Here is a 25,899-nt window from a genome sequence, read left to right as displayed (position 1 = left end):
GTGCTGCCTCCGTTAGCCGAGCTGCTTGGCAGCCTGTTTGATCGCGTTGCGGACCCGCGCATAGGTGGCGCAGCGGCAGACATTGCCGCTCATCGCGGCGTCGATATCCGCATCGGTCGGGTTGGGATTCTTTTCCAGCAGCGCGGTGGCCGACATCACCTGTCCCGACTGGCAGTAGCCGCACTGGGGCACTTCCAGCTCGTTCCAGGCCTGCTGCACCGCGCGCGCCGCCGGCGACTGGAGCCCCTCGATGGTGGTGATCGGCTTGCCATGGACCGCCGACAGCGGGGTGCTGCAGGAACGCACCGGTTGGCCGTCCAGATAGACGGTGCAGGCGCCGCACAGCGCCATGCCGCAGCCGAACTTGGTGCCGGTCAGGTGGATGTGGTCGCGGATTACCCATAGTAGGGGGGTATCGGGCGCCGCATCCACCGGATGGTCGACGCCGTTTACATTGATGGTGACAGCCATAACGCTCTCCTGAGCTTTCAGGTTGGTTATCCGGGCGGCTCTTCGGATATTCGGATAACAGATGATCCCTTCAACTATCGCTGCCCGGCGCATGAGTCGTTAGCACGATCCTCCAAAGTACTTGCCTAAAACTCCGCAATTGCCGCCACCGGATGGAGCATTGCCGTAGCTCAGTGCCATAATTCTCTGGCATGTGCGTTTATCTGAGTTGGGGGAAGAGGTGGTAATAGATTCCGACCTGGGCCGGGCAATCCTGCGTTTCGCCGATCAGGAGGGCGTCAACCCGACCTCTGTGGACGGGTTTACCCTGTATCGATCGGCCACCGCCATGCCGCGAATGCCGGTGGTCTACGAGCCATCCATCTGCGTGGTGGCGCAGGGGCGCAAGCGGATCTATGTCGGCGAGCAGGCCCAGGGCTATGACCCGGACAACTACCTGATCAATTCGCTGACCATGCCGATCGAGGCTGAGGTGCTCGATGCCAGTGCGCAACACCCCTATCTCGGGCTGAGCCTGACTATCGATCGCAACCTGGTTAGCCAACTGCTGTTGGAGATGGATGCGCAGCACGGTCGTGCGGAGCATGCGCGGTCGGCCGATATTGTCAGCGCCAGTGCGCTGACCGAGCGGCTGTTGTTAAGCCTTATCCGGCTGCTGGACACCCTCACCGACCCGATGGATCGGCAGATTCTGGCGCCGTCGCTGAAGCGGGAGGTCTTCTACGAGGTATTGAAGGGGCCGCACGGCCACCTGCTGCGCAACTGCGTTGCCAACCACGGCGGCGCCAACCGGATTGCGCCGGTGGTGCACTTCATCGAGCAGAACTACCAGCGGCCGCTGGATATCGACACCCTCGCCCGAATCGCCGGCATGAGCCCTTCGTCGCTGCACGAACATTTCAAGCAGGTCACCTCGATGCCGCCGATGCAGTTCGTCAAGAGCCTGCGGCTGCATCGGGCGCGCGCCATGCTGATGAGCGGCAATCAGGCCGGTGAAGCGTCCTACCGGGTCGGCTATAGCAGCCCGTCCCAATTCAGCCGCGAGTTCAAGCGGTTCTTCGGCGATTCGCCAAGCCAGGTGTTGGCCACTTCGGTGTCCTGATAGGCCCACTCAGCTGTTTCGACCGTTCGGTTCCTGCGCCAGCCGCCGACGGGCTTCCCGGTTTATCAGTGCTTCAATTTCCGGTTCATTGGCCATCAGTTGCTGGAAACCCTGTACCGGCAGTACCAGCAGCTGACAATAGCCGCTGGAGATCACGTCGGCGTCGCGCGGCTGTTCGGTCAGCAGGGCCAGTTCGCCGAAAAAGTCGCCCGGCCCCAGCCTGACCGGCTCAGGTTCCAGTTGCACCTCGACATTGCCGCCGGCGATAAAGTACATGCAATCACCGACAGCCCCCTTGCTGACTACCGGTTCGCCCGGTGCCGCCAGGTAGGGGGTCAGCAGCTTGGCAATCTGTTGCCGGTGACGTTCGTCCAAGCCGCTGAACAGGGGTACCTTGGAAAGCAGCGTATCGGGCTGCAGCCGCTCGGCGGCGATATGGGTGATCCGCCGTTGCAGATCCGGCTGGCGAGCCAGCAGCTGGTGGAAATCGCCCACTGCCAGCACCAGCAGCTGGCAGTAGGCCAGCGCGGTGACATCGGCGCTGCGGGGCTGCTGGGTCAGCAGCGCCAGTTCACCGAAGAAGTCACCGCTACCGAGCCGCACCGGTTGCGGCCGGGTACTGACCTCCAGCGCCCCGCTGGAGATGAAATACATTGCATCGCCGGCTTCCCCCTGGCTGATCACCCGTTCGTCCGGTACCACCAGGCGCGGCTTCAGCAGCCGCGCGATCTCGCCGATCCGCTGGGCGCCGAGATCGGCGAAGAAGGGCACCCGGGCGACCAGCCTGGCCGGCTGCAGGCCCAGATCCAGGCGCGGTTGGCGGTCCAGCGTCCGGCTGCGTTTGCCGAGATCGCGCATCAGGTCGTTGAACACCTCCTGGCTGATCATCCGCTCGTTCAGCATCCGCCGGTAGTTGGCTTCCTCCAGCCGTAGCGCGACCCGTGCCAGGTGACGTTTTTGCAGGGTCTCGGCATAACCCGGATACTGCAATCGTAGCGCGTCCAGCGCCTGGCGGGTGCGGCCTAGCCGGCCGTCCAACATCTCGTCCAACTGGTGGGCGAGACTGTCGCTGAGCAGTGCCGGCATCTTATCGCGGCAATGACCGCGCAGTCGGTGCAAAACCATCTCGCTGGCATGCAGGACTGCAAAACGGTTGGCCAGTTGCAGTGCCAGCGGCCGGGTAATGGCGGTTTTTCGCTGCAGCTGCAGCGACATACGCAGCAGCCGGCCGAAGCCGAGTTGGCGTTCGACCACCTCCAGATAGCCTTCCACGCCATCACTTTTGAGGCCGTCCAACAGGTCGTCGGCCTGGGCCAGCAGGGTGCGGGTGATGCGGGACGAGTCCAGCCCCTCGTTGAAACGTTCCAGGTAGAGCTGACGTTCGTAGTTGGTCAGCGCGCTCAGACCGACCTGTTGCATCACCGGATCAGGTAATTGGCCGGCTTGCGACAGGGTGGTTTCAATGGCCTGCAGCCGCTGGCGGTAATCATCTGTCAGCTGTTCGGTGATCTGGCTGCCGATCTGGTCGGCCTGGGCGGCCCGTACCAGATCACTGCTGATCTGGCTCATCGACAACGCCATCACCCGGTTGCGGATCGCCTGTTCCGCCGCCGGCAACTGGTCCAGTCCGAACAGCCGCATCATCAGCCCCATGGTGGGAGCGTTGACGAACAGCGTGAACAGCACGAACCCGGTCACCAGCGAAGCTACCAATATTTTTATCTCCGCTGCGATGCCGGGGGTCTCCAGGATCACCAGCGACAGCGCCAACGACACCGCGCCGCGCAAGCCGCCCCACAGCATCACGGTTCGGAACGGCAGGCTGATCTGCTGACCCAGCCCGATCCGGTTCAATGCCGGCAACAGCAGGTAGAGTACCAGCGCCCGCGCAATGAAGGCCGCCAGCGTCAGTGCCACCAATGCCAGCGCATGGCCGGCGGTGAAGTCGGCCATTACCCGGGGTACCAGCAGGCCGACCAGGAAGAAGATCAGCGAGTTGGCCCAGAACACCAGCTCCTCCCAGGTTTCAGTCAGTGCATGCCAGGTTTGCGGTGACACCTGGGTGCGGCCGAAGGAGTTGATCACCAGGCCGGCGGTGACCACCGCCATGACGCCGGAAACGTGCAGGTAGTGCTCGGCCAGCAGGAAGCTCAGGTAGGCCAGGCAGATGGTTAGTGTGATCTCCACCAAGGGCAGGTTGCGCAATCGGCCGATCAGCGCGGCGGTCAGCCAGGCACTGACCAGGCCGACCAGAATGCCGCCGCAGAACACCAGCAGGAACCGGCCGGTTGCCGACAGTGGATCAGCTTCGCCACTCCCGAGCAGGATCGCCGCCAAAATGGTGAAGGTGACGATGGCGGTGGCGTCGTTGAACAGGCTTTCGCCCTCGACCAGGATGGTCAACCGCTTCGGCGCACCCAGGTTCTTGAAGATGGCGATCACCGCGATCGGGTCGGTGGCCGAGACGATGGCGCCGATCAGCAGGCAGGCGACCAGGCCGACGCCGGTCAGCGGCCAGATCGTCAGGCCGACCAACAGCGTCGAGATCAACAGGCCGAGGACCGCCAGCAGCAGGATCGGGCCGATATCGGCCATCAGATGGCGGGCGTTGATGTTCAGTGCCGACTCGAAGATCAGCGCCGGCAGGAACACGAAGAACACCACCTCGGAGGTGATATCCAGCGCGTCCAGGGCATGCAGGAAGTCGCCCAGCAGACCGCCGGCCGGCATCTCGCCACGGGCCATCACCAGCGCGCCGAGCAGGCTGCCGGCCAGTGCCAGCAACACCGTGTAGGGGAAGTTGATCCGGTTGGCGATCGGCAACAGCAGGCTGGCGATGGTCAGCAGACCGATCAATCCGAGTACCAGTAGCAGCGTCTCATGCATGAGCTAGCCTCCGTGCGACCTTTACAGCCAGGGCGGCTGTCGAAATGCCTGCTCGGCATATTTGCGTGGCCAGATAACCCGGGCCTTGCCCTGGAACAGCTGTACCAGCGGAAAACTGAATCCCTCCATGAACGGCCCGGTCATGACTTCGTTGGCCGAACGGGCACGCGGACCGGGCTCGCTGGCGAACTTGTAATGGTTCCAGACACCCTTGTACGACATCCGCCGCAGGGTGCGTATCAACGTATCCAGCTCCAGCGTGCCGGCCGCGTTCAGTAGCCGTACCATCATCCTGGCATAGTCGTACTGCAGGCCGGCAGCGGCGATGGTGGGGTCCTCGCGGAAACGGCGCTTGAAGCGACGCACCCACCACTGCTGCCAGAGTGCGATGGGTACCGAATCCAGCGATATCAGGTAATCGGAGGCAGGCCCGGTCAATTTGTACCAGTCCTTGAACCAGCGAATACCATGGGCGATCAGCAGCGCCTTGATGCCCCGCTGGCGAAACTGCTTGACGAATTCCGCTGTCGCCAGGTTGCCGGTGTTGGTGAAGGCCACCAGCGAAACCTCCATCGCCTGGTACTTGTCCAATAACTGGCTGAAGTTGGTTTGCGTCAATTCGGTCAGGTCGTAAGGGAAGGTTTCGAGGCCCGCTTCCGACAAGCTGGCTTGCAGCGCTTCGCCCCAATCGCGGCCGAAGGCGGTGTCCTCTGTCATCACCGCCGCCCGGTTGTTGGCCGGTCGCCAGAGGCCCTGCTGCCGGAAGTACTGCAGTGGTTCGCCATAGAGTGCCGAGATATGTGTCGGCGACGGCCAGCATTTGAACCAGCCCCGGTAACGCTCCGGCTGCTGATTGAGCCGGTTGGCAATCTGTGGGGTTTCCGCCAGATGGCCAAAGTGCAGGATCTGCCAAGGCACCTCCGCCTCCATCAGCGCCAGGCCGACTTCCGAGTGCCAGCCGCCGAACATCATCTGCACCCCCTGTTGCTGGATTGCCCGGGTCAGGCCCGCCACCGCCACTTGCGGGTCGGAACGGCTGTCGATCCAGACGATCTCGATTTCGACCGGCTGACCATCGAGGGTGACCGGCAGTTCGCCGTCGGCGCGGGCGTCGTCCAATGCCATCTGGATACCTTGCTGCATCGCCCGGCCGGTCTGGGCGGCCGGGCCGCTGAACGGCCCGATGGCGCCGATCTTCAGTACCCCGGCGACCTGGCCGGTCGGTGTATCTGCAAGCGCCAGCAGCGGAAGCGAAAGGGCACCGAGCGCGCCGAAGGCCATGCCGGCCTGCAGTAGCTGTCGCCGGTGCAATCGGGCGGTTGAAATCAGGGGGCTTTGCTCCCTGAACGGGCGGGTCATCGCTATGCTCCCTGACGGGCGGCTGGGATTGCCGCTATATACTTAGATAAGTTTAGGGCCTGTTTGGCGTTGATGTTCGTCAGCGTTGGACACGGTCACAGCAGGTGGTTGCATGGGGCTGTTCAAGAAAAGCCTGAAAGCCAGAATGACGTTGTATTTTCTGCTGGTTTCGATGTTGGTGGTGGTTGCGCTGGCTGGGGTCACCTATGTGCTGGCGGCGGCCAGTCAGAAGCAGATGGCGATCTCCCGCTTCGACCTGGTGGCCGATCACAAGGAGTTTGAGATCAACCGTTTCGTCGCCGATCAGCGCAAGATCGTACAGAACATTGCCGGCCTCGACGACCTGCGCAAGGCGGCGGCTATCCTGCTGGCCGAACAACCCGGCACCGTCCAGCGGCAGGCAGCCTACGAGCATTTGGCCGAAGTACTGTTCTACGCCACCTTCCTTGAGCAGGGCACCACGCAGGCCACCGAGCTGACCGAAATCCTGCTGCTGACCGATGCCGGTGGCGGCGTGTTCTTTTCAACCGATACCCGCCATGAAGGCGAGTACCGGCTCAGCGATCGTTACTTCATCGAGGGGCGCAAGGGCACCTTCCTGCAGTCGGTTTACCCCTCGCCGGAAACCGGTGCCCCGATGCTCACCGTGGCCACGCCGCTGATCAGTCCCGATGGTCAACCGCTCGGCGTGCTGGCGGCTCACCTGCGGCTGTCGGTGTTGGTGGAGATCGTCAGTCGGCGGACCGGGCTGGGGGAGAGTGGCCTGTCCTACCTGGTTGATGCCCATAACCGCTACCTGTCGCTGGAAAGCTTTGGTCTTGAGGGCTATCCGCGCGGCGTGCATAGTCAGGGGATCGATCAGTCGATCCAGGGCATCAATGGCTCGGGCTACTATGACGATTACGCCGGCGTACCGGTGATCGGAAGTTACCGCTGGCTGGAGCAGTTGGGGCTGGCGCTGATCATCGAGATTCCCGCCAGTGAGGCACTGGCGCCGGCCTATCGGTTGGGCTGGATGCTGTTCGCGGTGGGGCTGCTGGCGGTGGCGCTGCTGAGTATCGGCATCTACCTGATTGCCGGTCGGATTGCCCGGCCGATCGTGGCGGTCAGCGATACCACCTGCAAAATCGCCGCCGGCGACCTGGAGCAGACCGCGCCGGTACTGACCGAAGATGAAACCGGCGTGCTGGCGACCAACTTCAACAATATGATCGGGCAGCTGAAATTCACCCTGGAGGAGCTGGCCGCCGAGCAGCAGAAATCGGAGCAGCTGTTGCTCAATATTCTGCCGGCGCCAATCGCCGAGCGTCTCAAGCGCGGCGAGGAGACCATCGCCGACAGCTTTGCCGAAGTGACCATCCTGTTCGCCGATATCGTCAATTTCACACCGATGTCGGCCGGCCTGCCGCCGGCGGAACTGGTCAGCCTGCTCAATGAGATCTTCTCCGAGTTTGATAGCCTCTGCGAGAAACGCGGCCTGGAGAAGATCAAAACCATCGGTGACGCCTATATGGTCGGTGCCGGCTTGCCGACCAAGTGCGACGACCACGCCCAGGTGGTCGCCGAGATGGCACTGGACATGCTGGCGGTGATCAAGCGCTTCAACCACCACCATCAGACCGACCTCAGTATGCGGATCGGTATCAACAGCGGGCCGGTGGTGGCCGGTGTCATCGGCACCAAGAAGTTTATTTATGATATCTGGGGAGATGCGGTCAACACGGCGGCCCGGATGGAGTCGCAGGGGCTCAAAGGCGGCATCCAGGTGACCGAGGCGACCTATAACTACCTGCGCGACCAGTACGAATTCGGTGATCGCGGGTTCATCGATGTCAAAGGCAAGGGCAAGATGCACACCTATATGCTGAAGGGGCGCAAGACCGCCGCCGTCGGTCACCATTGCTGAGCATCTCGGAATAATCGGCATCCATGGGAGGTCGAATGGCGCAACCCATTGTCAAGGCTGTCGGCCTGGTACTGGCTTTCTTGCTGCTGGTGACCGGCGGTTGCAGCGACCGCCAGGCGGAACCGGCGGAGTTGCATATCGGTCTGGTGGCGGCGCTCAGCGGGCCGATCGCCGGCATGGGCGAGGCTTGCCTGGCGGCGGCCGAACTGGCGGTTGGCGAGGTCAACAGTGCCGGCGGCCTGGAGATTGACGGTCGGCGTTACCGGCTGGTGCTGCATGTCGAGGACAACCAGGACAGCGCGGAACAGGCGACCAGCGCCGCATTGCGGCTGATCAACCAGGACAACGTTGTTGCGATCGTCGGCCCGCTGGCCAGCCGCAATGCGATTCCGGCAGCGCGCATCGCCGAGCAGGCGGGAATTCCGATGATCAGCCCCTCGTCGACCAATCCCGAGACCACGCGAGGCAAGCAGTGGGTGTTCCGGGCCGCCTTCATCGATACCTTCCAGGGGCGGTTGATGGCCCGTTTTGCCCGCCAGCAATTGGGCTTGAGCCGGGCGGCGGTACTGTTCGACGTTGCCAGCGAGTACAACCGGGGGCTAGCCGAGTATTTTCGCGCGACCTTCGAGGAACTCGGCGGCGAGGTGGTCGCCTACGAGGCTTATACCCGTGATGTAGCGGATATCAGCGAACAGCTACAGCGAATTAAAAATAGCGGCGCCGAGCTGCTGTTCCTGCCCAACTACTACAGCGAAGTACCGGATCAGGCTCGCCAGGCCCGTGAGATGGGGATCGATGCCCAGTTGATGGGGGGCGACAGCTGGGCCCAGATTCGACCGGTGGACCGGGTGCAGGTGGAGGGGGCATTCTTCAGCGGCCACTACGCGGTGGACAGTGTCGAGCCGGCGATCAGGGCGTTCGCCGATCACTTTCGCCAGCTCTACGGACGTGACGCCGATGGCGTGGCGGCGCTGAGTTACGATGCCTTCGGCCTGCTGTTCCGGGCGATGCAACTGGGCGGCGTCGAACCCCAGGGCATCCGCGACGCCCTGCTGGCGATGCCGCCGTACGAGGGGGTGACCGGCCGGATCGACTACCTGGACTCCGGCGACCCGGTGCGCAGTGCCGTGGTGCAGGAAGTGCGCGACGGCAGCTTCCAGTTCCGCGCCTGGGTGGAGCCCTGAGGTTGTGCAGTAACATTGCTGCTGGCGGTAGGATGGGGGCGTTCGGCGCAGCCCGATATCAGCAAAGCTGTATGTTTCCGCTGGGGGATCGCCGAGTCCACCGCCAATCGGCTGCCGTCGCTCCAGGGCTGTTACCGGTTCCGGTCAGGGGGCTGATCAGCAAACCGTTTCGCGCCGCAGCCCCGTCAATTGCGCTACCAATCTGTCCACGGATCGATAGGCCTGCTCGATGGAGTGCCGGTGTCGCTGATCGCCGAACTCCTGGTACTCGATCCCTATCTCGTGAAACCGTTCCACCCCCAGATATTTGCTCAGGGTGCGGATATGTGGCCCGAGGTGGTTCATCTCCGCCCGAATGCCGCCGGGCGTAAAGCCGAACTCACCGCAGGAGGTCAGCAAGACCAGTGTTTTTCCCGATAGCGTGGGGGCCAGCGGAAAGTCGCCCCGCGCCAGATCAAAATCGAAGGTCTTGTTGATCCGCACAACCTGGTCGAACCAGGCTTTCAGGCAAGCGGGCATGCCATAGTTGTACATCGGGCTGGAGATCAGTATCAGGTCGGCCTGCGCCACTTCGTCGATCAACTGGTCGGACAACGCCAGCAAGGCTTTCTGGGCGTCACTGCGTTGCTCCTCCGGCCGGAAGACCGCCGCAATCCAATCCTCGCTGATGAATGCCGGCGGCATCAGGCCGACATCGCGATGGATGAAATTTACTTTATTATGATCTGTGGCCAACCGGTCGCAAAAGTGCCGGGCCAGAGAGCGGGACAAAGAGCGGTGCCTGGCTTCGGGAAGATCCAAGGTGCGCGCGCTTGCGTCTATTTTCAGGACTGTTTTCATGCTTGCCTCCATAGGTATGGGTGGGGGTGGGCTAAGCATCCGCTCGATAACGGCCGTTGACAAAAGGTCTTTTTAAACTTAAAGATGAATTTAAATCATCTATGTGGGAGAGGTATGAAGATCCCTGCCAACCTTAACAGCATGCGGGTATTCGAGACTGCAGCACGACTTGGCAGCTTCAAGTTGGCCGCCGAGCAGTTGCACCTTACCCCCACGGCGGTATCCCACCAGATCCGTAAGCTGGAAACAGAGTTGGGCGTAGCGTTGTTTGAACGCCGGGTCCGGGCGGTGGCGTTAACGGACAGCGGCCGGCAATTGGCGGATGCCGCCCGGCTGGCGTTGCGGACACTGGACAGCGCCGTTGAGGAGATTGCCGCCAGTCAGAGTCTGTTAACCGTGAATACCACCTCGTCCTTTGCCGCAATCTGGCTGGTACCGCGGCTGGCGGCTTTCCATCGTCTGCACCCGGATATCCGGATACGCCTGCAGAGCGATGAGCAGCCGATCAGCCTCAAGCGGCAATCCGCGGTGGATGTCGCCATTCGTTATGGGTTTCAGCCTGAAGATCAGAATGCCGAGCTACTGATGACGGAAAAATTCGGCCTGTTCGGCACCCAAAGCGTATTGCGGGATTTTAGCGAAGGACGACCGGTGACCGTTTATGAAACGGAGTGGAAGAACCCACATCTGCGGCAGATTGCAGCACAGCAATGGTTGGCGGAGTTTGCGCCTCGAACAGCGGCTGTCCAGAGCCATAGCTTCGACCAGGAGCTGCATGTCATCCAGGCGGCGATCGCCGGGGATGGGCTGGCGTTCGTAAGCGACCTGCTGGCGGAGGGCGCTGTCAGACGCCACTGGTTGGAGCCCTACCGCCCGGAGTGGCAGTTACCGGGCTTCGGTTACTATTTGCTCATTCGTAGCGGGGAAGGGCGGACTGTACCAGCAAAAGTAACCAGGTTCCGCGACTGGCTAATGCGCGAGCTGGCAGAAACTTGAGTGTCGGAACCTGATGAGGTTCGCTGTGCCCGCCAGCGGGCCTCGCACCGTTAGCCCAAAACTGTCAACTGGACGCTGTTTGCTCAGCACTCATGAAGGCCGTATTTCTTGATCTTGCGGTGCAGGGTGGAGCGGCTGATACCGAGCGCTTCGGCGGCCCGCAACACCACCCAGCGGTGCTGTTGCAAGGCGGCCAGTATCCGGGCCCTTTCATCCGGCGCCAGCGGCCCCGAGCCATGCGGCTGAGCTAATGAAACCAGTCTTTGCGGTGGCGCTTCGTTGCTGACCGGTTCGGTTGGTGCGGTCATTTCTCCCGGCGCGGGTGGGAATACCTCGTCCGGCAGGTCGGTGATGCGGATACGCTGGCTATCGCACATGCAGAGCGCGAACTGCAGGGCATTTTTCAGCTGACGGATATTGCCCGGCCAGTGGTATTGGTTGAGCACCTGCAGCGCCTGCGGGTCGATGCTGACCGGATGTTCCTTTTCATTCAACTGGTCATTCAGCTCGCTCAGCTGCAGCAGCAGTTTGTCGATCAGCTCGTTGCGGTCCTGGCGCTCGCGCAAGGCCGGCAGTGCCACCCGCACGCCGCTGATCCGGTAGTAGAGGTCTTCACGGAACTCGCCGCGTTCGACCCGCTCGGTCAGGTCGCGGTGGGTGGCGCAGATTACGTGCAGATCGACCTTGACCGGCTGTACCTGGCCCAGCGGCGTGATCTCGCGCTCGGCCAGTACCCGCAGCAACCGTGCCTGCAGCGCCAGCGGCATATCGCCGATCTCGTCCAGGAACAGGGTACCGCCGTTACTGGCTTCGATCTTGCCGGCCTTGCCGCCCTTGAGGCCGCCGGTAAAGGTGCCGGCGCTGTAGCCGAACAGCTCGCTCTCGATCAACGACTCGGGGATCGCGGCACAGTTCAATGTCACGAACGGTTTTTCGCGACGGCTGCTGCTGTCGTGCAGCGCCTGAGCCCACACCTCCTTGCCGGTGCCGGTCTCGCCCTGCAGCAGGATGCTGATATCACGTTCCAGTACCCGGTGGCAGATATCGGCGTTGCGCAATAGCTGCGGGTCCCGGCCAGCGGCCCGGTAGAGCGGCGAGTCCAGCCGGCGCGGAGCGGGTGAAGGGGCGTTTGTGGTTGTCGGTTTATCGGTTGTGGTGAGCTGTCCGCTCAGGCGTACCAGCCAGCAACCGGGGCTGCCGGCATCGGTCAACGCAACGGGGCCGCGGTGCAGCTCCTCGACGGTGGCGCCGGTCAACGCCGCCAGCCCCTGACCGACGATCAGATTACGCTCGCTGACCCCCAGTTGCAGCAGTGCCGGCGACGTGGCGCCCAGAATCCAGCCGGAGTCGTTGACCGCCAGCAGCGCGTTGGCCTGGCCGGCATCGGCCATCGGCGAGCCGACCAGCGCCAGTAGGTGGTGGCGGGCATAGGCATGACGGAACATCGCCGCTTCGATCTGGTCGGCGGTATCGCACACCAGATTCAATGCCAAGCCTTGGCCGATCTTGTCGCCCTGGGCGTAGGTGGAGATATCGAGCGCGCCGATCATCTCGCCATCCGGCGCAATTAGCGGCGCGGTAGAGCAGCTGAAGCGCTGCAGTTCGCGGCCGAAATGCTCGTCGGCATAGACGGTCAGCGCCTCGCCGCTGGCCAGGCAGGTACCCAGGCCGTTGGTGCCGACCAGTTCTTCGTTCCAGACGGTGCCGACCGTCAGCCCCTTGTCGGCCAGTTCCTGGCCGCGCTGGGTATCGATGTACTGGCGCAGCACGATGCCATTGGCATCGGTCACCAGCACGCAGTAGCCGGAGTTGCCGCCCAGCTGGCGCAGCCGTTCGAATACTGGATCGGCGGAATAGAGCAGGTTGTCGAGCTGTTCGCGGGCATTGCGGATCTCCGCTTCGCCGAGGCGTGGGGCACGCAGGTCCCGACCCGGCTCCAGATGGTATTGCTCGATACAGCGCCGCCAGGAGCCCTCGATCTCGGGCGTGACGATGCGTTCTGTCCGTCCGCTTGCCGGCGGACGGTTGTGGGATGGGTTGCGAACAGCCATGGCAGCTTCGAAATTCACGCAATGTTGTTGTTATTGTCCTGTCATCTTATGCCCCGGCCGTTGGGGCTGTCCACCGGGGTTCCCTTTGGCCTTTCGTTGAATACGGTGGTCTTGCGCGCCGATTAACACCTGTTTTCCGGCGCGATTACGGCCTGCCAATCGCCGGATTGCCGGACCACGCGAGGTGCGCCTCCTACTCCAAGGTGAATGTTGGAAAAGGGGCGGCATCGATATCTGGCGCAGCCCTGCGACACTCTGTCGCAACGGCTGCGACACTCTGTCAGGGCTGCTCCTGTCCGTCATCCCTGTTCTCAAAATAAACCTATAAAAAACAAATAGATATATTTTTGGTACGGGCCTTGCTCTATCCGCTGAGAGCCACCGGCGCCGGCCCGTCAGTGGTGACCTGAAACAGCAAAAATAACAAAGGAGTGGTTTCCATGAAGCCAAGTAGAGAACAACAGCTGTGGATGTATGAGCAGATGCTCGTCAGCCGCTACTTCGAGGAATCCATCGAGAAGATCTACATGGAGGGCAAGTCGCCGGCCTTCAACATGGCCAATGGCCCGATTCCCGGCGAGATGCACCTGTCCAACGGCCAGGAACCCTGTGCGGTCGGCGTCTGTGCCCACCTCGATGCCGACGATGTGGTGACCTCCACCCACCGCCCGCACCATGTGGCGATCGCCAAGGGCGTCGACCTGGACCGGATGACCGCCGAGATCTTCGGCAAGAAGACCGGCCTGTCCGGTGGCCGCGGCGGCCATATGCATATTTTCGATGCTGACGTGAACTTCTCCTGCTCCGGCATCATCGCCCAGGGGATGGGCCCGGCGGTGGGTGCCGCGCTGTCGCGCCAGCTGCAGCGCAAGGGCGGTGTGGCGGTGGCGTTCCTTGGTGAGGGGGCCGCCAACCAGGGCGCCTTTCACGAGTCGCTGAACCTGGCGGCGGTCTGGAAGCTGCCGGTGGTGTTCGTTATCGAGGACAACGCCTGGGGGATCTCGGTCGCCAAGAGTGCCTCCACCGCCATCGAGCGCAATGACCAGCGTGCCGCCGCCTACGGTATGCCGGGTCATTTCATTCCAGGCAACGACCCGCTGGCGATCTTCGAGGTGGCCGGTGAAGCGATCGCCCGGGCCCGCCGGGGTGAAGGCCCGACCCTGATCGAGATCGAAACCTACCGCCTGGCCGGCCACTTCATGGGCGACGCCGAGGGCTACCGGCCCGAAGGCGAAAAGGATGCGCTGTTCGCCAAGGACCCGATCCCCAAATTCCGTAACCACCTGAAAGCCAGCATCGGCTGGACCGATGCGGACGACGCCGAACTGGTCGCGCGCGCCCACGGCCTGGTCGATGGTGCCATCGCCTTCGCCCGCGACAGTGCATATCCCGAGCCCGAAGAGGCGCTGGAGAAGGTCTTCGTATAACCGCATGGCTGTGCGCCCCCTTATTGATGGGGCTTAACAGGGATAAGAGGGATATGTGATGAACCAAGCGATAACGATGAAAGCCGCCGTCTGGCACGGCCGGCGCGATATTCGACTGGAACAGGTGGCGCTGCCGGATGAGCCGGCGGCGGGCTGGGTGCAGATCAAGGTGCACTGGTGCGGTATCTGCGGCTCCGACCTGCACGAGTACCTGGCCGGCCCGGTGTTCATTCCAGTCGACCAGCCCCATCCGCTGACCGGCCTGAAGGGCCAGTGCATCCTCGGCCACGAGTTCAGCGGCGAGATCGTCGCCCTGGGCGAAGGCGTCAGTGGCTTCGAGATCGGTGAGCGGGTCGCCGCCGACGCCTGCCAGCACTGCGGCGAGTGCCGTTACTGTCGCGACGGGATGTACAACATCTGCGAAAACCTGGCTTTCACCGGGTTGATGAACAACGGCGCTTTCGCCGAGTACGTCAACGTGCCGGCCAACTTGCTCTATAGCTTGCCGGCCGGTTTTCCGACCGAAGCCGGCGCGCTGATCGAGCCGCTGGCAGTCGGTATGCATGCGGTGAAGAAGGCCGGCAGCCTGGTCGGCGAAACCGTGGTGGTGGTCGGTGCCGGCACCATCGGTCTGTGCACCATCATGTGTGCCCGGGCGGCGGGGGCGGCGCGGGTGATCGCGCTGGAAATGTCGTCGGCCCGTAAGCAGAAGGCGCTGGAGGTAGGGGCGACCGAGGTGATCGATCCGAGCGAAGTCGATGCCGTCGAGGCGATCAAACAGCTTACCGGCGGTTACGGCGCCGATCTGTCGTTCGAATGCATCGGCCACAAGAGTACCGCCCAGCTGGCGCTGGATCTGATCCGCAAGGCCGGTCGTTGCGTGATGGTCGGCATCTTCGAAGAGCCCAGCGAGTTCAATTTCTTCGACATCGTCGCCACCGAGAAGCAGGTGATCGGTGCGCTGGCCTACAACGGCGAGTTCGCCGACGTGATCGCTTTCATCGCCGACGGCCGGCTGGATGTGACGCCGCTGATTACCGGACGGATCGAGCTGGACGACATCCTCGAGCGCGGCTTCGAGGAGCTGGTCAACAACAAGGACCAGAACGTCAAGATCATCGTACGGCCGGCGTCCTGAGCCCAATGAAAACAACAAGAACTGAAGGAGCAACGCCATGACTGTTGCCAGTAAAGAGAGAAAACTGACCATCGCCCGCGCCATGGCCGAGGCGATCGCCCAGCAGATGCGTATCGACCAACGGGTGTTCGTGATGGGCGAGGATATCGGGCCGCTCGGCGGCGTGTTCGGCAATACCCGCGGCCTGTTCGACGAGTTCGGGGCCGAGCGGGTGCGCGATACGCCGATCTCGGAAACCGCCTTCATGGGCGCGGCGGTCGGCGCTGCCTCCGACGGCATGCGGCCGATTGTCGAGCTGATGTTCGTCGATTTCTTCGGCGTCTGTTTCGACGCCATCTACAACCTGATGGCCAAGAACACCTACTTCTCCGGCGGCGAGGTTAAGGTGCCGGTGGTGCTGATGACCTCCACCGGTGGCGGCTACAGCGACGCCGGCCAGCACTCCCAGTGCCTGCACGGCACCTTCGCCCACCTGCCCGGCATGAAGGTGGTGGCGCCGTCCAACGCCTACGACGCCAAGGGGTTGATGACCGCCGCGATCCGCGACGACAACCCGGTGATCTTCATGTTCCACAAGGCTTTGCAGGGGATGGGCTGGCTCGGCACCGAGCGGGACGCCATCGTCCATGTGCCCGAGGAGGCCTACCAGCTGCCGATCGGCAAGGCGGCGGTGGTGCGCGAGGGCGCAGACGTCACCATCGTCGGCATCACCTCCGGCGTGCACCACGGTTTGAAGGCCGCGCGGGCGCTGGCCGAGCGCGGCGTCAGTGCCGAGGTGGTCGACCTGCGTTCGCTGGTGCCGCTGGACCGGCAGACGGTGATCGACTCGGTGCGCAAGACCGGCCGGCTGATCGTGGTCGACGAGGATTACCAGAGCTACGGCATGACCGGCGAGATCATCAGCTCGGTGGTCGAGCAGGGGGTGATGCTGAAAGCGCCGCCGCAACGGGTGGCGTACCCGGATATCCCGATCCCGTTCAGCCGTCCGATGGAGCAGTGGGCATTGCCCAGTGCCGACAAGATTATCGCCGCCTTTGAAACCATGGAGAACCACTGAGATGAGCACTGAAGTACGGGTACCGGAAAACCTCTGGGATGAAGACAACGAAGCGGTGATCACCGCCTGGCTGGCCAGCGATGGCGGCCAGGTGGAGCAGGGCGAGGTGATCGCCGAGCTGATGGTCGAGAAGATCCAGTACGAACTGGAAGCGCCGGCCAGCGGCACCCTGCAGATCGGCAAGGATGTCGACGAGGTGGTTGCCAAGGGGGATCTGGTCGGCCAGATCGGCTGATCAATCTGTTACGGATCAGTCAAACCGGCACTGCCAGGCGGTGCCGGTACGGAGTCTAACCATGAATACGTTGAATACCGAGATCGGCGCCGCCGAACGGGTGATTCCGCTGCGCGGGGTGCGCGGCATGATCGCCGACAATATGCGCAAGAGCCTCGACGAGGCCGCCCAGCTGACCCACCACGCCGACTGCGACGCCACGGCGCTGTTCGAAACCAAGGACCGGCTGGCGGAACAGGGGGTGAAGGTGTCGATCGAAGACCTGATCGCCCAGGCGGTGGTCGCCGCACTCGGTCGCCACCCCGAGCTGAACGGCCGGGTCGAGCAGGGCGAGATCCGGCTCAGCTCGCGGGTGCACCTGAGCATGGCGATGGCACTGCCGGGCAACCTGCTGGTGGCGCCGGCGATCTTCGACGCCTGCGAACTGCCGCTGATGGAGCGCAGTGCCGCCCGCCGCGATCTGCTGCAGCGCGCCCGCAGCGGCAAGCTGAGCGTGACCGAGATGACCGGCGGCACCTTCACGATCAGCAACCTGGGGCTGTCGCGGGTGCGTCACTTCACGCCGATCGTCAACCTGCCGCAGATCGCCATCCTCGGCATCGGCGAGACCCGCCGTAAGCCCTGGGTGATGAAGGATGGCCGCATCGCGGTGCGCCGCATCATGGGGCTGTCGTTGAGTTTCGACCACCGCGCGGTGGACGGCGCGCCGGCGGCCGCTTTCCTGAGCGACCTCTGCGAACAGATCGAGCAGGGCTGAGCCATGCATGCCCTGACGATAGAACCGCCGACTACCGTGACAGAGCTGCCGCTGCTGAACGCGGAGGAGGGGTTGCGCCGGGAGATCGCCCTGCTGGATGCGGTCGCCAACGGCGAGCAACCGGCCGGCTTCCTGATCTGGCGCTGCCGGCAGGCGCTGGTGGTGCCGCGCAGCCTGGCCCGTAAACCGAACTTTGCGGCGGTCGGCGAGCGGCTGGCGGCGCAGGGCTGGCCGCTGGTGTTGCGCCAGACCGGCGGCGACCTGACACCGCAGGCACCGGGGCTGATCAACGTGGCGCTGGTGTTCCGCCAGCGCCGTTGCGAAGGGGCGATCCGCGACAGCTACCTGCGGCTCTGCCAGCCATTGATCGACGCGCTGCAGTCGCTGGGCGTCCAAGCCTACTGCGCCTCGGTGCAGGGCGCGTTCTGCGATGGCGATTACAACCTGGTGGTTGACGGACGCAAGCTGGCCGGCACCGCCCAGCGCTGGCGCCGGCTGAGAACGGCCAGCGGTGCGGATGAGCACGCGGTGCTGGCCCAGGCGGTGATCCTGGCCGACGAGTCGCTGGCGCGGCTCTGGCAGGTCGGCAACCAGTTCTACCGGCTGTGCGAGATGCCGCAGCGGATCGATGCGGGCCGGCATACCTCGCTGGCCGAACTGCTGCCGGTTGCCGGCGAGCGGCTGATCGAGCTGGTCCGCTGGCGGCTGGAACAATCGCTGCGGAGCTGGCTGGCGCAGCAGAACTTACCCGAGACAACCGACAGGACTGACCAATAAACCACAAACGGACCTGACAAACAGGCAACCGTTGAGGAGGCAATATGAATAAAAATAACACTGCTGAATCCATCCCCAATCCGAGTCGACGCCGCTTCCTGGCTCGCAGTGGCGCGGCTGCGGTCTGCGCCGGCGCGCTCAGTGCCGGCCTGCTCAGTGCCACCGCGTGGGCCGCCAAGGCGGTTGGCGAGCAGGCCAGCGCCACGCTGCTGCGCATGGCCCGCGATATCTACCCCCACGACACCTTGGAAGACAAATACTATTCCCAGGTGTTGACCCCGCTGGCGAAAAAGGCCGAGCAGGACGCCGCCTTGCAGACACTGCTGAAAGAGGGCGTCGCCGAGCTCGACAAGCGTAGCCATCAGCGCTTTGGCAAGCCCTACCTGGAGGTTGCGGTCGAAAGCGACCGGGTACAGATCCTGCGCGCCATCGAGGATGGCGCCTTCTTCCAGCGCCTGAAGGGCGACCTGATGATGGGCATCTACAACAACCCGGAACTTTGGCCCCGCTTCGGCTACGGCGGTTCCGCCTGGCAGCACGGCGGTTATATCAACCGCGGCTATGACCAGATTGATTGGGTGTGAGTAAAAGCGAGCACTGAGTCGACAGTGTTGAGTTGACAGTAGCCGTACGCCTTGCGCTTACCGTTAGCCAGGTTCGAGCGGCGATATCTGTTAGCTGTCTACTGTCCACTGATTTGGAGAGAAAAATAATGACAACAAAATTCGATCTTAACGATGACAGCCTGGTGGTGATTATCGGTTCCGGGGCCGGCGGCGGCACCCTGGCCAACGAGCTGGCGCAGAAGGGGATTCGCTCGGTGGTGCTGGAAGCGGGCAAGCGCTTTACGCTGGACGATATCGAAAACGACGAGTGGAAGATGTTCGGCAAGATCTCCTGGCTGGACAAGCGCTACGTCGAGGGGCCGGCCCGGCTGGCGAAGGATTTCCCGAACCTGCCGGCCTGGATCGTCAAGGGTGTCGGCGGTGCCACCATGCACTGGGCCGGTGTGGCGATGCGCTTTCAGCAGCACGAGTTCAAGATGAAGAGCACCAATGGCGTGGTACCCGGCGCCAATGTGCTGGACTGGCCGATCACGCTGCAAGAGCTGGAGCCCTATTACCTCAAGGCCGAGAAAAAGATGGGGGTGTGCGGCACCGAGGCCACCGGCATGCCGTTTCACGGCAAGAGCAGCCACTACAAGGTCATTGCCGAGGGTGCCCGCCGGATCGGTGCCAAGTGCGAACAGGCGACGCTGGCGATCAATACCGAGATTCGTGACGGCCGCCCGGCCTGCCAGGTCAACGGTTTCTGCATGCAGGGCTGCAAGATCGGCGCGAAGTGGTCGACCATGTACACCGAGATCCCGAAGGCGGAAGCCACCGGCAACATGGAACTGCGGCCGCAGTCGATGGTGTTGCGTATCGAGCACGACGACAAGGGCCGGGTGACCGGCGTGCTCTACGCCGACAGGGACGGCAACCAGCAGTTGCAGAAAGCACGGGTCGTGGCGGTGGCCGGCAACTCGATCGAGTCGCCGCGTATGCTGCTGAACTCCGCTTCGTCGATGTTCCCGGACGGGCTGGCCAACTCCTCCGGCCAGGTCGGCCAGAACTACATGACCCACGTGACCGGCGGCGTCTACGCCGAGTTCGACAAGCCGGTACATATGTACAAGAGCACCGTGGTGCCGGGGGTGGTCAAGCAGTGGCAGGACAATGACCCCGAGCGGGGCCACTATGCCGGCTACGAGCTGGAGATTCTCCACCTGGGGCTGCCGTTCATGTCCGCCTTCCTGAATCCGGGCAGCAGCGGCTGGGGCCGCGAACTGGCCGAGTCGCTGGAGAACTACGACAAGATGGCCGGTTTCTGGATCTGCGGTGAGGATATGCCGGTGGAATCCAACAACATCAGCCTGCATCCGACCGAGAAAGACCAGTACGGTTTGCCGGTACCGGTGGTCTACAAGACCGACCATATCAACGATACCCGGATGCGTAACCACGCCTACGACCGTTCCACCGAGCTGTTCGAGTCGCTCGGCGCCCGCAAGGTGAACTACCTGCCGCCGTACCCGGCCAGCCACAACATGGGCACCAACCGGATGAGTGAAAAGCCGCGCGACGGGGTGGTCAACAAGTGGGGCCAGAGCCACGACATCAAGAACCTGTTCGTCTCCGACGGCAGCCAGTTCACCACCAGCGGCACCGAAAACCCGACCCTGACCATCGTCGCGCTGGCGATCCGCCAGGCGGACTATATCGCCGAGCAGATGAAGCGCCGCCAGATCTGACACAACCCCCCGCTGATCATGGCGGTTGTCCTTGGGCGGGCCGGACGGGTCCGCTCTTTTTTGTTTTCTTGCAGACCGCTCGCCACCGTGCGTCAGGTCTACGCTTAACCGCTCTCGTGACCTTGGTTGTCAGTTAGAAGTACTGGCAGGGTTGGAAATGATCTTCAGCGGTTGCGGCTCGACGACGGCGGGCGGGCATTCGGCAAAGATCCGCTTGTCGCAGTTGGCGCAGATCTGCTGATCCAGTTTGGGCACCAGCTCCTTGATGGCGATCCCTTTGCCCGGATAGATATTGTTTTCGCCGATCTCATCCAGCAGGCCGAACTGGCGGAAGCGGTCCAGCTGCCAGAAGTAGCGAATCACCAGGTGGACGTCGCCACCGGCTGCGCGTTTCTTGCGAATCAATTGCTGCAGCATATGGGCGCCCTGCATATCCAGCAGTGAGATACCCCGGCACAGCAGCACCCAATGGGGCGCGTTGACGTCACTGTTGATCAGCGCCTGGAACTGGCGGTTCAGGTACTCCACCGAGCCGAAGTAGACCGGGCCGTCCAGTCGGATAAAGTTGATCTGCGGGCAGGTCTTGATGTTGAAACGTTCGACATTGTGGAAGTAGCAGCCCTTTTCGGTGTGCAGCGGCGCCAGCACGCGCACATTGGGTTTGGCGGTTTTGTTCAGAAACAGCGCCAGCGACAGAATCACCCCGGCATAGAGGCCGAACTCCAGGCTGATCAACAAGGTGCCCAGTAATGTTGTTGCGGCGATGGCCAGCTCACTGCGGCTGGTTCGGGCGTAGTGGAGCAGCTCCTGTACGGCGATCAAGCGCCAGCCCACCAGGATAATCACGCTGGCCATGGCCGGAATCGGCAGATGGGCAAACAGCGGTGCGATGAACCACAGAATCAGGAACAGAAACGCCGAGGCGAACACCACGGCCAGTGGCGTCTGCGCACCGGACTCCACATTGAGGCCGCTGCGGGTGAAGGAACCCGAGCTCATGTAGGAGGAAAAGAAGGCGCCGCCGAGATTGGACAGCCCCTGGCCGATAAATTCCCGGTTAACGTCGATTTTCTGACCGGTTTTCAAGCTGATCGCCTGGGCGATGGAGATCGCCTCCAGTACCCCGACCAGCGCCAGCGCTACGGTGCCCGGCGCCAGTTCGCGGACCAGGCCGAAAGACAACGAGGGCATGGCCAGCGGCGGGATCACGCTTGGCAGCTCGCCGACCAGGGCCACGCCTTTGTTACCCGCATCCAGGCCGTAACCCAGCAGGGCGCCGGCCACCATCGCGATCAGATAATGGGGGGCGCCGGGCAGCCATCGCTTCAGGGACAGCGCCACCAGCAAGGTTAGTCCACTGATTGCCAGCGCATAGGGGTTGGCTTCAACCAGGGCATTTGGCAGTTGCAGGACATATTCCAGAATCTGCTCGGGCCTGGGCATGGCGACCTGCAGCGCATGGCCGATCTGGCTCAGCACGATCAGTAATGCGGCGCCGGTGATAAAGCCCACCATTACCGCATGGGAGACAAAGTTGCTCAGATTGCCCAGGCGGACCGCGCCCAGCACGATCTGCACCACACCGGCCAGCAGGGTCAAGGTGATCGCCGCCTCGATAAATGCCGCCGAACCGGGTTCGAAATGCCCTTGCAAGGTGGCGAACAGCAGCGCGGAGATCGCGGTGGTCGGGCCGCAGACCATATGCCAGGAGGAGCCGAACAGGATTGCGATGACCGGTGCCACCAGGGCGCAGTAAAAGCCGTATTGCGGTGGCAGGCCGGCAATGGCGGCAAACGCCACCCCCTGCGGAATCGCCAGCGAGGCACCGGTCAGCGCGGCAAGCATATCCGCCCGCAAGCTGCTGCCGTTAACCTGTGACAGCCAGGGTAAATAACCGAGTAAAAGTGACTTCATTACAGTTGCTCTGCCTATCCTGTTAACCGATCGATAAAGGCGATCACCGCTTCGGTTGTCTCACCTTCTTTTGCCGCACAACGAAATAGCCCAGGCCGAGTCCGTAGCCCGGATCGGCGATGGCTGTCTGAAATGGCACGATGAGGTGGCTGAGATTCATCACCGGCCCTCCGGACGACCGTTTTGAGCATCATCATGCGTTGCACCCGGACATGCTTGTGGGCGCTGGTGTAAGTTTGATTTATCTATCCTGTTAAAAGCGATCAGTTTAACGATGTTTTGTCCGGTGAATGCTTGGCTGGAGCGCATCTTCGATTAACGTAGGGTACTTTGCGAACTTCTTTTAGATATCGAACCGTACGCAAGCTGGCTTTTGCCGGCAAGACCTGTGGTGGAAGTGGCCATACAGCCTATGTCTCAATTTTCAGCCTTTCAGGCTGAGCGCGTATATGCGCAACTGAAAGGCGGTAGTCACATCGGAAGGACGGCGCCGATGATTTCCCACGCCCAAGATCGCTGCTCCCCCGTCAAATATTGCTGTCCATCTTCACCATGGACCTGCAGCCGGCTTTCGTGGAAATGGCCAACCAAGGGAGCCCGCTGGATTAGGTGATGCCGATTCAAGGTCGTAGCCTGATGCCCTCATCGGTGGGAGAGTAGGGAGATGATGAGATGATGAAATGATAGGCGAATACTTCGGTGAAAGTTCCCTTACGCCGTTACGCCGTTACGCCGTTACGCCGTTACGCCGTTACGCCGTTGCGTCTCAGCCGTGATCGGCCGGAGAGTGCCGGGTCTGCGCCGGCCGCGGTAGTAGCAGCGCGATACCCGCAATCGCGGAACCAACCGATGCCAGCAGGATGCCCAGCTTGGCGCTGTCGATCAGACTTGGGCTGAAGGCCAGGTTGGCAATGAACAGCGCCATCGTGAAACCGATCCCGGCGAGCAACGCACCGCCGGCCAGCAGCCTCCAGCTGATGTCCGGCGGCCGGGTCGCGATACCGGTGCGCACCGCCAGCCAGCTGAAGGTCAAAACGCCGACGGGTTTGCCGAGCATGAAGCCGAAGAACACGGCCGCGCTGACGGAGCCGTCCAGTTCGTCGAACGACAGCCGCAGGCCGGCGTTGGCGAAAGCGAACAGCGGCATGATGACAAAACCGACCCAGGGGTGCAGCGTCATCTCCAGTCTTTCGACCGGGGACAGCGTTTCGCGCGCGGCGATTTCCGCCGCCAGCAATGTTTGCCGGTGCCGGGTATCCCCGCTGCCCAACTCATCGGCCGGGTGCGCGACGACCTGATTCAATATGGCATACAAACGCTCGTCGCTGACCCAGCGGCGGGCCGGTGTCATCAGCCCGAGAACGACGCCGGTGATGGTGGGGTGAATACCGGACGCATCCACAAACAGCCAGACCAAGGCACCGCCCAGAAAATAAAGCGGAAAACCACGGATGCCCATGACCGCCATTGCCCGAATGGCCGCAATGCCGACCGCCGCCAGTGCCAGTGCACCCCAGGAGAGATCACCGCTGTAGCCGATCGCGACGACAACAATGGCGCCGATGTCGTCGATGATCGCCAGCGAAAGCATGAACAGGCGCAGGCTTGGAGGAATGCGCGATCCCAGCAGCGCCAGGCAACCGATGACAAAGGCAGTATCCGTCGCCATCACCGTGCCCCAGCCTGTCACCCCGGGCTGACCCCATTGCAGAGCCAGGTAGAGCGCTGCCGGCACCAGCATGCCACCTGCCGCGGCGGCGATGGACAGCGCCGCCATGCGCGGCTGGCTCAGCTCGCCCAGTATCAGTTCCCGCTTGAGTTCCAGTGCGACAATAAAAAAAAACAGCGTCATCAGGCCGTCGTTGATCCACTCCTTCAATGGGCGAGTGAACTCGAACGCGCCGACCTGAAGCCCGACCGTGGTCTCCCATAAATCCAGAAAAGGATGGGCCCAGGGGGAGTTGGACAGAACCAGCGCCGCTGCCGTGAACAGCAGCAGTACGGCGCCGCCGGCGGCCTCGATGCGTAGGAAGCGGGCCAAAGGTTTGGTCAGCCTATCGACGTAGGCCGACGGCAGTGGGGTAAACGGCGGCTCAACTTGAGGATCATCCGTCATGGGGCGCTCTCAAACAGTATGTTAACGCAGCTGCCAGCGGGCTTGTGTGTGGCCTGCTGCGCTGGCGCGCGGGAGGAAGCCGCGTCCGCGCGGCGGAATTATGCAACGCTGCTCTCCCCCAGTAGTCGGTCGTACTCATGCTTGACCACCGCATAGCATTCGCAGGCCCTAGCCTCTAGTCCGGCCCGGTCCAGGATGGTGATGTGACCGCGGTGGTAGTGGATCAGGCCGGCCGCCTGCAGTTTTCCGGCGGCTGCGGTGACACCCTCGCGGCGCACGCCGAGCATGTTGGCGATCAGTTCCTGAGTCATCAGCAGCTCGTCCGATGCTACCCGGTCGCGGCTCATCAGCAGCCAGCGGCAGAGCTGCTGGTCAAGCGTGTGATGCCTGTTGCACACTGCGGTCTGCGCCATCTGGGTCAGCAGTGCCTGGGTGTAGCGCAGCAGTAGATGTTGCAGCGCGATTGAAGCCTGGAACTCCCGCTTCACCAGTTGCCCCGGTAGCCGGTAGGCGTGGCCGGCGCTCTGTACCACGGCGCGATTGGTCATGGTTTCGCCGCCCATGAACAGGGCAATGCCGATGATGCCCTCACTGCCGACCACGGCGACTTCGGCTGAATCGCCATCGCACATGACGTACAGCAGCGAGACGATGGCGTCGGTCGGGAAATACACGTGGCGCAACACGCGTCCGGACTCGTAGAGCACGTGGCCGAGTGGCAGCGGCACCCGTTCCAGATGCGGACTGAGCCGTGCATATTCATCCGCCGGCAGGGCGGCGATCAGGTGATTCTGTCGCGGGTCATGAGGGGGCGGGGCATTATGAAGGGGCGGCACGGTCGATCTCCTGTTTCGCTCGCTCGCCACGCTCGGAGCCTCCTGGCTGACGCGGCGTCTTCAAAGAGTGATGTCCTACCAATATAGACAAATTTCCAAGGCAAGCAGTCTCGCGCGCCCCATATTATTGTATCAACGAGGGAGCATCCGCTTGCCCGGCAAAAAGCCCCCGAATTATTTAAAATTATCAGGCGCTTGTCTCCGGCCGCAGGTGCCAAGCCCCAGGCGCCGGATGGCACGCCATCGCGGGTTATTGCGGCGAGTCTGAGGTTATCGGCGACGTTTCAGCCCCACGATCAGTGACACGACAAAGAGCGCGAGGAAAACGAGGAACAGGATCCTGGCGATCTCCACGGCACCGGCTGCGATACCGGTAAAGCCCAGTAACCCGGCGACCAGCGCGACAATGAAAAATACAACGGCGTAATACAGCATGGCGTTTCCTCCTGCCTGGGGTGGACAACGGAGCAGCACGCGAGCCAGTGCCGCCACGCATCATCACTGCTAGGATTGTTCAATCCGGGGACCGCGTCTGTGCGCAAACGCACATTCCG

21 protein-coding genes are annotated in these 25,899 nt (G+C 62.7%); 12 read left to right on the top strand and 9 right to left on the bottom strand.

The features are described 5' to 3' along the window. Positions 1-12: 12 nt before the first annotated feature. Entirely contained in the window at positions 13-471 is a 459-nt protein-coding gene (locus tag K6T12_RS00320; protein ID WP_222218310.1) for a (2Fe-2S)-binding protein, read from the bottom strand. A 220-nt stretch (positions 472-691) separates the two neighbouring features. Between K6T12_RS00320 and K6T12_RS00315 the strand changes: the two genes are divergently transcribed. Further along, a complete protein-coding gene (locus K6T12_RS00315) occupies positions 692-1,573 on the top strand; it encodes an AraC family transcriptional regulator (RefSeq protein WP_222218309.1) in 882 nt (293 codons plus the stop codon). Between the two features lie 9 nt (positions 1,574-1,582). On the opposite strand, the gene K6T12_RS00310 is transcribed toward K6T12_RS00315, so the two are convergent. Beyond that, positions 1,583-4,459, bottom strand: a complete 2,877-nt coding sequence (locus K6T12_RS00310; RefSeq protein ID WP_222218307.1) for a cation:proton antiporter — start codon at positions 4,457-4,459, stop codon at positions 1,583-1,585. A 21-nt stretch (positions 4,460-4,480) separates the two neighbouring features. Continuing rightward, complete coding sequence (locus K6T12_RS00305) at positions 4,481-5,818, bottom strand: ABC transporter substrate-binding protein (RefSeq protein WP_222218305.1); 1,338 nt, start codon at positions 5,816-5,818, stop codon at positions 4,481-4,483. Positions 5,819-5,963: 145 nt separating this feature from the next. Here K6T12_RS00305 and K6T12_RS00300 point away from each other — a divergent pair, with 145 nt between their 5' ends. Beyond that, positions 5,964-7,724 (top strand): adenylate/guanylate cyclase domain-containing protein, encoded by a 1,761-nt coding sequence (locus K6T12_RS00300; protein WP_222218303.1) that lies wholly within the window; start codon positions 5,964-5,966, stop codon positions 7,722-7,724. Between the two features lie 35 nt (positions 7,725-7,759). Further along, positions 7,760-8,908 carry an ABC transporter substrate-binding protein gene (locus tag K6T12_RS00295; protein ID WP_222218301.1) on the top strand — a complete coding sequence of 383 codons (1,149 nt, stop codon included), beginning with the start codon at positions 7,760-7,762 and terminating at the stop codon, positions 8,906-8,908. 156 nt (positions 8,909-9,064) lie between these two features. On the opposite strand, the gene K6T12_RS00290 is transcribed toward K6T12_RS00295, so the two are convergent. Further along, positions 9,065-9,748 (bottom strand): FMN-dependent NADH-azoreductase, encoded by a 684-nt coding sequence (locus tag K6T12_RS00290; RefSeq protein ID WP_222218299.1) that lies wholly within the window; start codon positions 9,746-9,748, stop codon positions 9,065-9,067. An 84-nt stretch (positions 9,749-9,832) separates the two neighbouring features. Here K6T12_RS00290 and K6T12_RS00285 point away from each other — a divergent pair, with 84 nt between their 5' ends. Further along, entirely contained in the window at positions 9,833-10,744 is a 912-nt protein-coding gene (locus tag K6T12_RS00285; protein ID WP_222218297.1) for a LysR family transcriptional regulator, read from the top strand. An 83-nt stretch (positions 10,745-10,827) separates the two neighbouring features. Here K6T12_RS00285 and K6T12_RS00280 read toward each other — a convergent pair whose 3' ends face one another. Then, positions 10,828-12,795 carry a sigma-54-dependent Fis family transcriptional regulator gene (locus tag K6T12_RS00280; protein WP_222218295.1) on the bottom strand — a complete coding sequence of 656 codons (1,968 nt, stop codon included), beginning with the start codon at positions 12,793-12,795 and terminating at the stop codon, positions 10,828-10,830. A gap of 440 nt (positions 12,796-13,235) precedes the next feature. Between K6T12_RS00280 and K6T12_RS00275 the strand changes: the two genes are divergently transcribed. The 8 genes from K6T12_RS00275 (at position 13,236) to K6T12_RS00240 (ending at position 20,479) form a co-directional block, all read left to right on the top strand. After that, positions 13,236-14,222 carry a thiamine pyrophosphate-dependent dehydrogenase E1 component subunit alpha gene (locus K6T12_RS00275; RefSeq protein WP_222218293.1) on the top strand — a complete coding sequence of 329 codons (987 nt, stop codon included), beginning with the start codon at positions 13,236-13,238 and terminating at the stop codon, positions 14,220-14,222. A 58-nt stretch (positions 14,223-14,280) separates the two neighbouring features. Continuing rightward, a complete protein-coding gene (locus K6T12_RS00270) occupies positions 14,281-15,360 on the top strand; it encodes a 2,3-butanediol dehydrogenase (protein ID WP_255611446.1) in 1,080 nt (359 codons plus the stop codon). A gap of 37 nt (positions 15,361-15,397) precedes the next feature. Beyond that, entirely contained in the window at positions 15,398-16,417 is a 1,020-nt protein-coding gene (locus K6T12_RS00265; protein WP_222218291.1) for an alpha-ketoacid dehydrogenase subunit beta, read from the top strand. Between the two features lies 1 nt (position 16,418). Then, positions 16,419-16,652 (top strand): biotin/lipoyl-containing protein, encoded by a 234-nt coding sequence (locus tag K6T12_RS00260; RefSeq protein WP_222218289.1) that lies wholly within the window; start codon positions 16,419-16,421, stop codon positions 16,650-16,652. 61 nt (positions 16,653-16,713) lie between these two features. Continuing rightward, complete coding sequence (locus K6T12_RS00255) at positions 16,714-17,409, top strand: dihydrolipoamide acetyltransferase family protein (RefSeq protein ID WP_222218287.1); 696 nt, start codon at positions 16,714-16,716, stop codon at positions 17,407-17,409. Positions 17,410-17,412: 3 nt separating this feature from the next. Then, positions 17,413-18,186 carry a lipoate--protein ligase family protein gene (locus K6T12_RS00250; protein ID WP_222218285.1) on the top strand — a complete coding sequence of 258 codons (774 nt, stop codon included), beginning with the start codon at positions 17,413-17,415 and terminating at the stop codon, positions 18,184-18,186. Between the two features lie 44 nt (positions 18,187-18,230). After that, the gene (locus K6T12_RS00245) at positions 18,231-18,770 is read left to right on the top strand and encodes a gluconate 2-dehydrogenase subunit 3 family protein (RefSeq protein ID WP_222218283.1); all 540 of its coding nucleotides are present in this window, start codon (positions 18,231-18,233) and stop codon (positions 18,768-18,770) included. A 128-nt stretch (positions 18,771-18,898) separates the two neighbouring features. Beyond that, the gene (locus tag K6T12_RS00240) at positions 18,899-20,479 is read left to right on the top strand and encodes a GMC family oxidoreductase (protein WP_222218282.1); all 1,581 of its coding nucleotides are present in this window, start codon (positions 18,899-18,901) and stop codon (positions 20,477-20,479) included. A gap of 129 nt (positions 20,480-20,608) precedes the next feature. On the opposite strand, the gene K6T12_RS00235 is transcribed toward K6T12_RS00240, so the two are convergent. From K6T12_RS00235 to K6T12_RS00220, 4 genes are all read right to left on the bottom strand, one after another. Continuing rightward, complete coding sequence (locus K6T12_RS00235; protein ID WP_222218280.1) at positions 20,609-22,393, bottom strand: SulP family inorganic anion transporter; 1,785 nt, start codon at positions 22,391-22,393, stop codon at positions 20,609-20,611. 766 nt (positions 22,394-23,159) lie between these two features. Continuing rightward, entirely contained in the window at positions 23,160-24,509 is a 1,350-nt protein-coding gene (gene nhaA, locus K6T12_RS00230; protein ID WP_222218278.1) for a Na+/H+ antiporter NhaA, read from the bottom strand. 98 nt (positions 24,510-24,607) lie between these two features. Then, positions 24,608-25,345, bottom strand: a complete 738-nt coding sequence (locus K6T12_RS00225) for a Crp/Fnr family transcriptional regulator (RefSeq protein WP_222218276.1) — start codon at positions 25,343-25,345, stop codon at positions 24,608-24,610. 270 nt (positions 25,346-25,615) lie between these two features. After that, entirely contained in the window at positions 25,616-25,780 is a 165-nt protein-coding gene (locus K6T12_RS00220; protein WP_222218274.1) for a DUF1328 domain-containing protein, read from the bottom strand. Between the last annotated feature and the right edge of the window lie 119 nt (positions 25,781-25,899).

The sequence above is a fragment of the Marinobacterium arenosum genome, assembly GCF_019795155.1.
Lineage (GTDB): Bacteria > Pseudomonadota > Gammaproteobacteria > Pseudomonadales > Balneatricaceae > Marinobacterium_C > Marinobacterium_C arenosum.
This window is presented reverse-complemented; position numbering and strand designations above follow the sequence as displayed.